This is a genomic window from Sphingomonas sp. GW821-FHT02B09 (assembly GCF_059421875.1).
On sequence record NZ_JBWKVV010000003.1, the window covers coordinates 263,687 to 276,601 of the forward strand.

The 12,915-nt window shown below is 68.4% G+C and carries 12 protein-coding genes; 3 read left to right on the top strand and 9 right to left on the bottom strand.

The genetic code is table 11. The annotated features are described in order from the left end of the window. Nucleotides 1-4: 4 nt before the first annotated feature. From AC07U4_RS15635 to AC07U4_RS15660, 6 genes are all read right to left on the bottom strand, one after another. The gene (locus tag AC07U4_RS15635; RefSeq protein ID WP_038665471.1) at nucleotides 5-967 is read right to left on the bottom strand and encodes an MlaD family protein; all 963 of its coding nucleotides are present in this window, start codon (nucleotides 965-967) and stop codon (nucleotides 5-7) included. Beyond that, nucleotides 967-1,872, bottom strand: a complete 906-nt coding sequence (locus AC07U4_RS15640; RefSeq protein WP_038665469.1) for an ABC transporter ATP-binding protein — start codon at nucleotides 1,870-1,872, stop codon at nucleotides 967-969. The genes AC07U4_RS15635 and AC07U4_RS15640 overlap by 1 nt, the downstream gene beginning before the upstream one ends. After that, a complete protein-coding gene (locus AC07U4_RS15645) occupies nucleotides 1,872-2,972 on the bottom strand; it encodes an ABC transporter permease (protein ID WP_038665466.1) in 1,101 nt (366 codons plus the stop codon). The genes AC07U4_RS15640 and AC07U4_RS15645 overlap by 1 nt, the downstream gene beginning before the upstream one ends. A gap of 82 nt (nucleotides 2,973-3,054) precedes the next feature. Beyond that, entirely contained in the window at nucleotides 3,055-4,320 is a 1,266-nt protein-coding gene (locus tag AC07U4_RS15650; protein WP_495196042.1) for a DUF445 domain-containing protein, read from the bottom strand. Between the two features lie 418 nt (nucleotides 4,321-4,738). Next, nucleotides 4,739-7,969 carry an efflux RND transporter permease subunit gene (locus AC07U4_RS15655; protein ID WP_038665462.1) on the bottom strand — a complete coding sequence of 1,077 codons (3,231 nt, stop codon included), beginning with the start codon at nucleotides 7,967-7,969 and terminating at the stop codon, nucleotides 4,739-4,741. A 1-nt stretch (nucleotide 7,970) separates the two neighbouring features. Then, complete coding sequence (locus tag AC07U4_RS15660) at nucleotides 7,971-9,158, bottom strand: efflux RND transporter periplasmic adaptor subunit (RefSeq protein ID WP_038665461.1); 1,188 nt, start codon at nucleotides 9,156-9,158, stop codon at nucleotides 7,971-7,973. A 239-nt stretch (nucleotides 9,159-9,397) separates the two neighbouring features. Between AC07U4_RS15660 and AC07U4_RS15665 the strand changes: the two genes are divergently transcribed. Continuing rightward, the gene (locus AC07U4_RS15665; protein ID WP_495181275.1) at nucleotides 9,398-10,096 is read left to right on the top strand and encodes an SIMPL domain-containing protein; all 699 of its coding nucleotides are present in this window, start codon (nucleotides 9,398-9,400) and stop codon (nucleotides 10,094-10,096) included. Between the two features lie 62 nt (nucleotides 10,097-10,158). On the opposite strand, the gene AC07U4_RS15670 is transcribed toward AC07U4_RS15665, so the two are convergent. From AC07U4_RS15670 to AC07U4_RS15680, 3 genes are all read right to left on the bottom strand, one after another. Continuing rightward, the gene (locus tag AC07U4_RS15670) at nucleotides 10,159-10,416 is read right to left on the bottom strand and encodes a GlsB/YeaQ/YmgE family stress response membrane protein (RefSeq protein WP_038665458.1); all 258 of its coding nucleotides are present in this window, start codon (nucleotides 10,414-10,416) and stop codon (nucleotides 10,159-10,161) included. 107 nt (nucleotides 10,417-10,523) lie between these two features. Continuing rightward, nucleotides 10,524-10,823 carry a CtrA inhibitor SciP gene (sciP, locus tag AC07U4_RS15675; protein ID WP_037531838.1) on the bottom strand — a complete coding sequence of 100 codons (300 nt, stop codon included), beginning with the start codon at nucleotides 10,821-10,823 and terminating at the stop codon, nucleotides 10,524-10,526. 102 nt (nucleotides 10,824-10,925) lie between these two features. Continuing rightward, nucleotides 10,926-11,171, bottom strand: a complete 246-nt coding sequence (locus AC07U4_RS15680; protein WP_038665457.1) for a hypothetical protein — start codon at nucleotides 11,169-11,171, stop codon at nucleotides 10,926-10,928. Nucleotides 11,172-11,325: 154 nt separating this feature from the next. On the opposite strand from AC07U4_RS15680, the gene mnmA reads away from it, so the two are divergent. Both mnmA and AC07U4_RS15690 read left to right on the top strand, forming a co-directional pair. Next, nucleotides 11,326-12,441 (top strand): tRNA 2-thiouridine(34) synthase MnmA, encoded by a 1,116-nt coding sequence (gene mnmA / locus AC07U4_RS15685; protein WP_495196043.1) that lies wholly within the window; start codon nucleotides 11,326-11,328, stop codon nucleotides 12,439-12,441. Beyond that, nucleotides 12,438-12,692: a UvrB/UvrC motif-containing protein gene (locus tag AC07U4_RS15690; RefSeq protein WP_081974480.1), complete on the top strand. Its 255-nt coding sequence runs from the start codon at nucleotides 12,438-12,440 to the stop codon at nucleotides 12,690-12,692. The genes mnmA and AC07U4_RS15690 overlap by 4 nt, the downstream gene beginning before the upstream one ends. Nucleotides 12,693-12,915: the final 223 nt, after the last annotated feature.

A 12,915-nucleotide genomic window follows, 5' to 3' on the forward strand; every position in this document is an offset into this window, starting at 1 on the left:
GATCTCACTTGCCCTTGTAATCGGGGAGCTTCTGCTGGCCGATCAGCGAACTGGCGCCGCCCTGATCGACCTTGTCGGCGATCGACGACAGCGCCGTCGCGGTGACGCGCAGGTCGCGGACCAGCCGGTTCGCCTCCGGTATCGTCTGCTTGGAGAAGGTCTGCAGGCCCGGCCGCGCGTCCTGGATCGCCGAATTGAGCGTCTCGGCGCTCTGCTGCGCCGAGGCGATCGCCTTGTTGAGGTTCTGCATCGTCGGCTTGACGTCCTCGGCGAGCAGGCCGTTGGTCGTCTCGGCGAGCTTGCCGATCTGCTGCGAGGCGTCGCCCGCCTGCTGGATCGCGATGCGCGTCTGCGCCAGCGTCGCCGCGATCTCCGGCCCGCGATCGGCGAGCGCGCCCGACAGACGGTTCGTATTCTCGAGGATGCCGGCGATCGACGCCTGGTTGCGGTCGGTCAGCAGCCCGGTCAGCCGCTCGGTCAGCGTCGACAGCCGCTCGAGCAGCTGCGGCGCCGAATTGAGGATCGCGCCGATGCCGCCCTGCTTGGTCGGGATGACCGGCACGCCATAGGGGCATTGCGTCGCATCGGCACGCTCGGGGCAGACGATCGGCGGTGCGCCCTTGCGGGCGCCGTCGAGCGCGACGGTGCTGGTGCCGGTGAAGCTGCCCTGGATCGTCGCGGTGGTGCCGAGCAGGATCGGCGTCTCCTCGTTGACGGTGACGCGGACGCGGACGAACTGCGGATCGGGCTTCCACAGCGCGATCGTCTTGACCTGGCCGGTGGGAACGCCGGAATAGGTGACCGTCGATCCCTTCGCCAGACCATCGACCGACTGTTTGAAGAAGATGTCGTATTCGCGCTCGGTGGCTCCGCCGAGGCGGGCGATCCAGATCGTGAAGATCGCGAGCGCGGCGAGCAGGATCAGCACCACCGCGCCGACGATCACATGGTTGGAACGGGTTTCCATCAGTCGGTCCCTACAGGGGGTCGGGCCGGTTCGGCCGGTTCGGTGGCGGCGGCCGGACTTGCCGCGATCTGCTGCGTCTTCACTTCCGTCGGATGTTGCGACGCGTCCGCATGCGCTTCCTGGGTCGCGATCGCGGCGCGGCCGCGCGGCCCCTTGAAATATTCCTCGATCCACGGGTGATCGAGCGCGAGCAGTTCGTCGATCGTGCCGACCGCGATCACCTTCTTGTCGGCGAGCACCGCGACGCGGTCGCAGATCGCATAGAGCGTGTCGAGATCGTGGGTGATCAGGAAGACGGTGAGCCCCAGCGTCTTCTGCAACGATTTGGTGAGGCCGTCGAACGCCGCCGCGCCGATCGGGTCGAGCCCCGCGGTCGGCTCGTCGAGGAACAGCAATTCGGGATCGAGCGCGAGCGCGCGGGCGAGGCCGGCACGCTTCTTCATGCCGCCCGACAGTTCGGCGGGATATTTGGGGCCGGCGTCGGGCGACAGGCCGGTCATCACCACCTTGTAGGCGGCGATCTCCGCCATCAGCGCGGGGTTGAGGTCGCCGTAGAACTCGCGCAGCGGCACCTGCACGTTCTCGGCGACGGTCAGCGTCGAGAACAATGCGCCGCCCTGGAACAGTACGCCCCAGCGCTTGCGGATGTCGGTCGCCTCGGTCTCCTCGCGGCCGATCGTCGGTTCGCCGAAGACGGTGATGTCGCCCTCGACCGGCGTCTGCAGCCCGATGATCGAGCGCATCAGCACCGACTTGCCGGTGCCCGAGCCGCCGACCACGCCGAGGATCTCGCCGCGACGCACGTCGAGGTCGAGATTGTCGTGGACGACCGCGTCGCCGAAGGCGTTCTTGAGGCCGCGCACCTGGATGATCGGTGCGTCGTCCTGCGGCTCGCGCTGCGCCATCAGTTCCACCCCACCCAGGTGAAGAACACCGCGAAGAAGGCGTCGAGCACGATGACGAGGAAGATCGCCTGCACCACCGCCGACGTGGTGCGCAGGCCGACCTGTTCGGCGTCCGATTCGACCAGCATGCCCTGGAAACAGCCGGCGATGGCGATGATCGCACCGAACACCGGCGCCTTGATGAGGCCGATGTAGAGGTCGGTGATCGGCACGACCTCGCGGATGCGCTGGATGAAGGTGACCGGCGGGATGTCGAGCGATACCCAAGCGAGCAGGCCGCCGCCGATGATCGCGATCAGCGACGAATAGAAGCCGAGCAGCGGCATCAGCAGCACCGCGGCGATCGTCCGCGGCAGCACCAGCGCCTCCATCGGGGAGACGCCGATGGTGCGCATCGCGTCGATCTCCTCGGTCAGCTTCATCGTGCCGAGCTGCGCGGCGAAGGCCGAGCCGGAGCGGCCGGCGACCATGATCGCGGTCATAAGTACACCAAGTTCACGCAAAGTGAGCCGGCCGACCAGATTAATGGTAAACACTTCTGCCCCAAATTGGCGGAGCTGGACCGCGCCCTGCTGGGCGATGACGATGCCGATCAGGAAGCTCATCAGGCCGACGATGGCGAGCGCCTGGACGCCGACCACCTCGAACCGGTGCACCGTCGCGTTGAAGCGGAAACGGCTGGGATGACGCACGACGTTGACGAAGGCGATCGTCGTCGCGCCCATGAAGCCGAGCAGGCCGTACAGGGTACGCAGCGTGATGATGACCGCATCGCCGATCTCGCCGAGCATCTTGCTGAAGGCGTTGCGCGCGTGCGGGGCCAGCGCCACCGGCCGGTCGGCGGCGACCACCGAATCGAGCAGATAGCGGCCGTCCTCGTCGAGCCCCTCGATCGCCGCCTCGTGGCGGGTCGCGAGGCGATGGACGACCCAGGCGCCGACGGTGTCGATCCGGCCGATGCCGCTGAGGTCGATCCGCTCGACCGGGCCGCTGATCGCATCAAGCCGGTCGGGCAGCGTGCCGAGCGTCCGCAACAGCAGATCACCGGAAAAGCGAAGGGTTCCGCCGCTGTCCTGCTCGAATTCGGCTGTGGCGCTCATCGCTTGCGCTTGTGCGGCAAGTTCCGATCCACGGCAAGGCGTTTATCATACGGGACGGTTGGGTTGACCGGACAGCGCGGGTTCACAACAGCACGTCGACGGCATGGATGGCGAGGCCGACCAGCCCGCCGACCAGCGTGCCGTTGATGCGGATATATTGCAGGTCGCGACCGACCGCATTCTCCAGCCGGCTGGTGATCGTATCGGCATCCCAGCCGCGCACCGTCTCCGAGACCAGGCGGACGATGCCGTCGCCATAATCCGCGGCGATGCCGACCACCGCGCGGCGGACGAAGCGGTTGATCGTATGCGACAGCCGCGGGTCCTGCGTCAGCGTCTGGCCGAGCTGGCGCAACATGTCGCCGAGCTGGCCCTGCATCGCCCCCTCGGGATCGCGCGCGATGCGGAGCAGGCCGGCGCGTGCCGACTCCCACAGCCCGTCGAGCCAGCACTGCATCGCCGGATTGGCGATCAGTTCGACCTTCATCGCCTCGACGCGGGCGCGGGTGGCGGGATCGAATTGCAGGTCCCAGGCGAGTCGGTCGAGCCCCTCCTCGGCCTTGAGGCGCAGCGGATGCTGCGGATCGTCGGCCATGTCGGCGACCAGTTTGTCGAGCCCGGCGATGAGCTTGTCCGCCACCGTCTCGTCGAGCCCGGTCCAGCGCAGGATCGATCCGGCGCGGTCGTGGACCATCTGGCGGATGAGATGCTCGTTGGCGGCGAGCGCCTTCGCTCCCCAGCGGATCGCGCCGTCGAGCAGCGGCGCGTGGCGCTGTTCGGCGAGCGCCGCCTGCATCACCCGGCCGAGGATCGGCGCGACCTCCGTCTCGCGCAGCCGGGCGGCGATGCCGGCCTTGACCATGCCGCCGAGCCGCTGCGGATCGAGGCCTTCGAGCACCTGCGCGACGAGCTTCGACGCGCCCTGGCGGAAACGGCCCCCTGCCCCCTCGGGCGGATCGGTGAGCCAGCGCGCGATCGCGGTGGCGACGTCGACGCGGCGCATGCGCCGGCCGATCACCGCGGGCTGGAGGAAATTGGTGCGCAGGAATGCGGCGAGCGTATCGCCGATCCGGTCCTTGTTGCGCGGGATGATCGCGGTGTGCGGGATCGGCAGGCCGAGCGGGTGGCGGAACAAAGCGGTGACCGCGAACCAGTCGGCGAGCCCGCCGACCATCGCCGCCTCGCCGAACGCCTGCGCGAACCCCCAGCCGGGGTGCGTCGGGGCGAGCTGGCGGCTGACGAGGAACAGCGCCGCCATCGCGACGAGAAGGCCGACGGCGATACGCCGCATCCGGACCAGCGCGGGCGGTGCCGCCTCGGTGGTGCTGGCGCGGGGGAAGGCTGTCATATGCGAAACAATCCCCGAGCGCGGGGGAAGTTCAAGTGGATGGGGCGATTGGGATGGCGCGGCGTCGGTCGATACCGCTTGTTCCTATGTCATCCCCGCGCAGGCGGGGATCCATATACGCTGAGGTTGCGACCCAAGCCCGACCTGCGCGGCGGGACTATCGCATATTGCTGCGGTAATGAGGCTCGATCGGTTTCCTTACCAAATTCGTCACCCCGGACTCGTTCCGGGGTCCACCGGGCCGCGAGAGAAGGGTGTCGACTCAAGCCTTGCTCCTCGCCGTAGGGTGGACCCCGGAACAAGTCCGGGGTGACGGGATGGGCTTGGAAGACGACAGGCTCGCACGAGCGTCCATATGCGATGGCCCAAGCCTGCGCCGGGATGACGATCATCCGGGACGGACTCTACGCCCGTCCCGTCATTCCGCCGGCTGCGCGCCCGGATCGTCGCGGCCGATGCGGCCCGGGACCGGCGCGATGCTCGGCTGATCGGGGCCGGCGATGCCGACCACGGTGCTGCCGTCGTCGCCGGGACGGTAGGTGAGCAGGCGGCTGCCGAGGCGGGGGCCGATGTAGCGTTCGATGCCGACCGCGAGGCTGAACGCCGCCGGCACGATCACCAGCGTCAGCAGCGTCGAGAGCAGCAGGCCGCCGATCACGACGATGCCCATCGGCGCGCGCCACGACCCGTCGCTGCCGATCGACGCGGCGGTCGGCACCATGCCGGCGACCATCGCGACCGTCGTCATCACGATCGGCTGCGCGCGCTTGTGGCCGGCGTCGATGATCGCGGTGAGCGTGTCGACGCCCTTGTTCATCTCCTCCAGCGCGAAGTCGATCAGCAGGATCGAATTCTTGGCGACGATGCCGAGCAGCATCAGCAGCCCGATGAACACCGGCAGCGACAGCGGATTGCCCGTCGCCCACAAGGCGATCAGCCCGCCCAGCGGCGCGAGGAGCAGCGAGGCCATGTTGACGAACGGCGGCAGCGCGCGACGGTAGAGCAGCACGAGCACCGCGAAGACGAGGAAGGTGCCCGCGATCACCGCGACGACGAAATTGTTGAGCATCTCCTGCTGCCACTTGGCCTGGCCGAGCGTCAGCTTGTTCACGCCCAGCGGCAGGTTCTTCATGATCGGCAGATTGTCGATCTGCTTCTGCGCGGTGCCGGAGACGATGCCGGGGGCGAGATCGGCGCCGACGGCGATGCGGCGCTGCTGGTTGACGCGGTCGATCTGCGTCGGGCCGGAGCCCAGGCTGATGTCGGCGATCAGCGACAGCGGCACCGACCCGCCGCTCGCGGTGGAGACGGGCAGGTTCTGGATCGTCGACAATTCGGTGCGCGCGCCCTGATCGAGCGCGACGCGGATCGGCACCTGCCGGTCCGACAGCGAGAAGCGCGCCGAATTCTGGTCGATGTCGCCGAGCGTCGCTATGCGGATCGCGCTGGAGAGCGCCTGCGTCGTCACGCCGAGATTGGCGGCGAGGTCGAAGCGCGGCTTGATGACGATCTCGGGCCGCTGGAGGTTGCCCGAAATGCGCGGCTGGGTGAGCGTCGGCAGCGTCGCCATCTGGTCGACCAGCGTGTTCGCGGTCTTCTGCAACAGCACGGGATCGTCACCGCCGAGCACGACGGTCATGTCGCGGCCCGACGAGCCCCAGCCGAATTGCGAGCGGAAGCCGACGCGCGCATCGGCGATCTTGGCGAGTTCGGGCGCGAGGTTACGCTCGAATTCGGTGCTGGTGACGGTGCGGTCTTCCTTGAGCGTCGCGGTGACGCGGCCGGTGTTGACCGCGCCGTTCGAGCCGGTGCGGGTATAGACCGAGGCGACCTCGGGCTGGCGCCGCAGCAGCTCGCCGACCCGCGTCACGACCTCGTCGGTCTGGGCGAGCGTCGCGCCCGGCACCATCTCGATCGTCGCGGTCGAATTGTCGCTGTTCTCGGCGGGCGAGAATTGCATCGGGACCGCGCCGAACATCAGGATCGTCGCGATGAAGGTGAGGAACCCGAAGCCCATCACCCACATGCGGTGATCGCGCCAGCGGCTGGTGAAGCGGTGGACGCCGCCGCGCGCCGCGCTCGCCTTTTGCCGGCTGCTGTCGAGCGTCCAGCGCAGCACCGCCATATAGACGTCCATCAGCCTGCCCTCACCATGGCTGGCGTGACCGAAGCTCTTGAGGAAATAGGCGGCGATCATCGGCGTGATGAGACGCGCGACGGCGAGGCTCATCAGCACCGAGACGACGACGGTGAGACCGAAATTCTGGAAATACTGGCCCGAGATGCCGGGCATCAGGCTGACCGGCATGAACACCGCGACGATCGACATGGTGGTGGCGAGCACCGCGAGGCCAATCTCGTCGGCGGCGTCGATCGACGCCTGATAGGCGGATTTGCCCATCCGCATGTGGCGGACGATATTCTCGATCTCGACGATCGCGTCATCGACGAGCACGCCGGCGACGAGGCTGAGGCCGAGCAACGTCATCTGGTTGAGGTTGAAGCCGAGCAGCTCCATGAACCAGAAGGTCGGGATCGCCGACAGCGGGATCGCCAGCGCCGAGATCATCGTCGCGCGCCAGTCGCGCAGGAACAGCAGCACGACGAGCACCGCGAGCACCGCGCCCTCGATCATCGCATGGATCGCGGATTCGTATTGCGCCTCGGTATATTTGACGCTGTTCGAGCGCAGGATGAAATGGACGTTGGGGTTGCGCTTCTCGAGGTCGGCGAGCTTCTTCACCGCCTCGTTGAAGACGGTGACGTCGGAGGCGCCCTTGGCGCGCTGGAAGTCGAAGCTGATCGCCTGTCGGCCGTCGACCGCGGCGCGGCTGCGCTGTTCCGCATAGAGATCGCGGACGGTGGCGATGTCGCCCAGGCGGATGGTGCGGCCGTTGCCGACGTTGATCTGCGTCTGCGCGAGGTCGTTGGCGTTGCGGGCGTTGCCGAGCACGCGCACCGATTGTTCGGACCCCGCGATCTCGGCGCGGCCGCCGGCGGCGTTGAGGTTGATCTGGCGCAGCTGGGCGTTGACCTGACTGGCGGTGAGGCCCTGGCTCTGCAGACGCAGCGGATCAAGGATCACGCGGATCTCGCGGCTGACGCCGCCGTTGCGGTTGACCGCGGCCATGCCGGGCACCGACAGCAGTTCCTTGGTCACCGTGTTATCGATGTACCAGCTCAATTGCTCGACGGTCATGTCGCTGGCGATCGCCGAATAACTGGCGAGGTCGTTGTCGGTGGTGTCGGCGCGGAAGATCTGCGGTTCGAGGATGCCCTCGGGCAGATTGCTGCGGATCTGCGCGATCTTGTCGCGGGTGTCGTTGACCGCGCGGTCGATCGGCGTGCCGATCGCGAGCTGGACGACGGTGGTCGACTGGCCCTCGGTGACGGTCGAGGTGATCTCGTCGATGCCCTGGAGCGAGCGGACCGCCGATTCGACGCGGTTGGTGACCTGATTCTCCAGCTCGGTCGGCGCGGCGCCGGGCTGGCTGATGACAACGATGACGACGGGGAAGTCGATGTCGGGGTCGTTGTTGACGTCCATCCGCATGAAGCTGACGATCCCCGCCAGCGTCAGTGCGAGGAACAGCACGATCGGCGGGACCGGGTTGCGGATCGCCCAGGCGGAGATGTTGCGGAAGCTCATGTCAGCTCGCCTTTGGCTGGGCGGTCGCGACGACCGGTTTCACCTTCTGGCCGGGGGCCAGGAACCCGCCCGCCGAGCGGACGACGCGTTCGCTGCCGTCGAGGCCCGCCACCACGGTCACGCCGGCGTCGGAGACCTGGCCGATCTTGATGTTGCGGCGCTCGACCTTGTCGTCCTTGCCGACGATATACACGAAACTGCCCTTGTCGTCGCTCTGCAACGCCGCATCGGGGAGCAAGGGCGCGACCGCGGCGCCGCCGACGATCGTAGCCGAGGCGAAGCCGCCCGGGCGCAATGCCGGATCGTAGCGCAGCGCGATCCGCGCGATGCCCTGCCGCGTGTTCGCATCGATGATCGGCGAGACCTGCCACACCTCGCCGGCGAAGGTCCGGTCGCTGCCGACCGGCGTCACCTGCGCACGCGCGCCGGCGTGCAGGCTGGCGAGATCGGCCTCGGCGAGCTGCGCGCGCATCTCGATCTGGCCGCCCTGCGCCATGCGGAAGAGCACGCCGCTGCCCGAGCTGACGATCTGGCCGGGCTCGACGCCGCGGGTGAGGACGAGGCCGGCTTCGGGCGCGCGGATGTCGAGCCGGCCGTTGCGGGCGTTGGCCTCGCGCAGGCTGGCGGCGGCGACCTGAACGCGCGCGGCGGCGGCGTCGCGGGTCGCGGCCTTGCGCTGCAGATCGGCCTTGGAGATGAAACCGCGGTCGACGAGCTGCTGCGCGCGGTCGAGCTCGGCCTGCGCGATCGTCTGGTCGGAGCGCGCGACCGCGACCTGCGCGGCGAGCGAGGCGGCGGTCTGCGTCTGCACCGAGCGGTCGACGGTGGCGAGCACCTGCCCCGCATTGACCCACTGGCCGGGCTCGACGAGCACGCGGGTGATCATCCCGCCCTCGCCGGCGACGCCGACCGGCATCTCGCGGCGCGCGGCGAGCGTGCCGGTGGCGGTCAGCGTGCGGTCGACGGTCTTGCGGCCGGGGACGACGACGGTGACGGTGGGCATCTGCTCGGTCTTCTGGCCGGCGGCGGGATCGGCCTTCTTGCGGCCGAACATCGCCCAGGTGACGATGGCGAGCAGCAGCACGATGACGGCGACGACGACGATCTTGCGGCGGCGGCCCGACGGTGCGGATTCACCCGGCAGAGCCAGCCGTTCCTCGTGACCGATCGAACCCTGATAGTCGTTCATGCCTGTCCCATCCCCGTGCCGGCCACTGCCGGGCCATCGTCCGTCGCGACTGTGTTATCTGAATAAATCACCGCGCTCAAGCCCCCGCTGGCGCGATGGCGCTGCCATGCCCGAAATGCACAGTGTCCGCAACACGATCGCCCGTTCAGCTGGGGTTGACCTCGATCAGGGCAAATGCTCGGCCTGGCGTTCACTAACACGGGAGAGACTAAGTGAAATATCTGTCAGCAATGGCGCTAATGATGGTCCCGACGGCGGCGTTGGCGCAGAGCGCCGCGACCAGCGTCGAGCCGCTGGTGCCGGCGCAGGGGACGATCCTCGACGTCAGCGCGGAGGGACGCACGACGCGGGTGCCCGATCTGGCGACGATCCGTGCCGGCGTGGTGTCGCAGGCACCGACCGCCGCCGCCGCGCTCGCCGACAATGCGCAGCGGATGCAGCGCGTGCTCGCGGCGCTGAAGCGCGCCGGCATCGCGCCGCGCGACCTCGCCACGTCGAACGTCGGACTGAGCCCGCAATATCGCTATACCGACGGCCAGCCGCCGGCGATCACCGGCTATCAGGCGACCAACACGGTCAGCGTCCGCTTCCGCGACGTGACCAAGGCGGGCAGCGTGCTCGATGCGCTGGTGGCGCAGGGCGCGAACCAGATCGACGGCCCCAATCTCTCGATCGACACGCCCGAGACGGCGCTGGACGAGGCGCGGACCGATGCGGTCAAGCGGGCGCGCGCGCGGGCCGATCTGTATGCGGCGGCGGCGGGGATGAAGGTGGCGCGGGTGATCTCGATCGCCGAGGCGGGGCAGGATGCCGGCGGACCGGGGCCGCAACCGATGTTCATGGCGCGCGCGATGAAGGCGGATGCCGCATCGACCGAGATCGCGCCGGGCGAGAAGGACGTCACCGTCACCTTGTCGGTGCGCTTCCTGCTGCAATGACGCGAAAAGGGCCGCCCGGTTGCCCGGACGGCCCTTTCGTTTCGCGTGACGAAGCGAACGTCTTAGCGGACGCTACCGCGACGCACGAGGTTCACGATCGCAAGCAGGATCACCGCACCGAGCAGCGATACCAGGAACGAGGTGATGTTGAGCGGCTGATTGTTGATCGAACCGCCCGACAGGATCAGGCCACCGATGAACGCGCCGACGATGCCGACGACGATGTTCAGGAAGATGCCCTGCTGGGCGTCGGTGCGCATGATGATGCTGGCCAGCCAGCCGATGACACCGCCGATGATAAGCCAAAGAATGATACCCATAGGTCCCTCCGTTGTGCCCGCCGTGGGCTCCGCTCGGAAAGACTCTCAACCCCGTAACAATGTTCCGCACGCGTTTCGTTTTTAGGGCGCCAGGGGCGTCGGATCGCTCAATATTTCTGCTGGCGCTCGTATAGCGATTTATAGTGCTGGATGCGGGTGACGCGCAGTCCGGGCATGCCGGAGCGGTCGATCGCGCGCTGCCAGCTGGCGAATTCCTCGACCGTCAGACCATAGCGCGCGCAGACCTCGTCGACGGTCAGCAGACCGCCGTTGACCGCCGCGACCACTTCCGCCTTGCGCCGCACCACCCAGCGCGTCGTCGACGGCGGCGGCAGCGAATCCAGCGTGAGCGACTCGCCGAGCGGGCCTATCACTTTGGCAGGACGGATTTTCTGGTTCTCGATCATCACTCAACCTCGATCGGGGCTGGGGGCCCCCTCTCAAACGCGATACTGAACCTTAGCGAACGGTCTTGAAGATCGCCTTGCACGCCAAGGTTAACGGCAGTTTCATTCTTCCGGGCGCGGAATTCCGTCCCTCCATTGGGCAAGCAGCGCCGCGGTCGGACCGTTGAAGGCGCCGTCGAGCGGCTGCAGCAAACGCGAGGGATGACCGATCCGGCCGAAGCGCGCCTGCGCGACGGCGGTCGGCGACGCCGTCTGCCGCGCGGCGATCCCGACCATGAGCACCGCCAGATCGCCCGGAAGCTTGGTGACCTCCGTATTTCTGTCGAAGCCTGGAAAGCTGAGGTCCAACGCTGATCCACTCGTGTTGCCTGTTCGAACCTCCCTTGTAGCGGCGAGCAATGAAGGCGGGGTAAAGCCGCCGTCACTTTTGTGCGAACCTATGTGAGCCGATGTTAACCGTAGCTGTTTTGCGGTTCGCCGCCGGACCGGGTATGATGGCCGGATGGACGATGTGGATTTCCAGCTCGGCGACGCGCTTACCGGCAAGAGGATCGTCGTGGCGATGTCGGGCGGGGTCGACAGTTCGGTGGTCGCGGCGCTGGCGGCGCAGACCGGCGCCGAGACGATCGGCGTCACGCTGCAACTGTACGACCATGGCGAGGCGACGGGCCGTGCCGGCAGCTGCTGCGCCGGGCGCGACATCCGCGACGCGCGCGCGGTGTGCGACCGGCTCGGCATCGCGCATTACGTCTTCGACCACGAGACGCGCTTCCGCGAGACGGTGGTCGACACCTTCGCCGACGCCTATCTGGCGGGGCAGACGCCGATCCCCTGCGTCCAGTGCAACACCGGACCGAAGTTCACCGACCTGCTGAGCTTGTCGCGCGACCTCGGTGCCGATTGCCTCGCGACCGGCCATTATGTCCGCCGCGTCGTCGGCCCGGCGGGGGCGGAGCTGCATCGCGGTGCCGATCCGGCGCGCGACCAGAGCTATTTCCTGTTCGCGACGACGCAGGCGCAGCTCGACTATCTGCGCTTCCCGCTCGGCGCGCTGCCCAAGGCGCGGGTGCGCGAGATCGCCGCCGAACTCGGTCTCGGCGTCGCCGCCAAGCCCGACAGCCAGGACATCTGCTTCGTCCCCGACGGCGATTATGCCGGACTGGTGCGCAAGCTGCGCCCCGAGGCGGATACCGCGGGCGACATCGTCGACCTCGCCGGCCGGCGGCTGGGCAGCCATCGCGGCATCATCCATTTCACCGTCGGCCAGCGCCGTGGGCTCGAGATCGGCGGCACGCCCGAGCCGCTCTACGTCGTGCGCGTCGATGCGGCGACGCGGCAGGTGGTGGTCGGCCCGCGCGCCGCGCTGGCGGTGGCGGCGGCGCAGGTGACGGGCCTCAACTGGATCGGCGCCGATCATGCCGGCCCGATCACCGCCAAGGTGCGTTCGATGGCCAAGCCGGTGCCGGCGCGGCTCGACGGCGACCGGCTGCGCTTCGCCGCGCCCGAATATGGCGTCGCGCCGGGTCAGGCGGCGGTGCTCTATGCGGGCGAGCGGGTGCTCGGCGGCGGCTGGATCGCGGCGACCGAGCCGGCGCTGGCGGCGGCGGCGGCGGCGTGACCGTCTCGATCGAGGCGCTGCGGCTGGAGATGGAGGCGGCCGCGGCGGCGCTCGACTTCGAGACGGCGGGGCGGCTGCGCGACCGGATCAGCCTGCTGCGCGCCGGTGGCGAGGATGTCGATCCGGCCGGGCTGGAGCGGCAGCGGCCAGGCGCGATGGGGCTCGGCACGAGCCAGTCGCGGGTGGTGCCGCCCGAAGGCTGGGTGAAGCCGGTCAAGCCCGATCCGATGACCAAGCGGCGGGGGCGGTAGCGCGCGAGGGGTGCTTTCGGAGATCGGGGGGAGGTATTGCGCTCAACGCACCGCCTCCCCTCGCTCATCCCTTCGCCGTGCGACACCCCTGCCCGCTTCGTCATCCCGGCGAACGCCGGGACCCATGGTTGCAGGCGGCTGGCGAGGAACACTACCGCCTACGTCATCGTATCCATGGGTCCCGGCGTTCGCCGGGATGACGACAGGAGGGGTGGTGACGGAT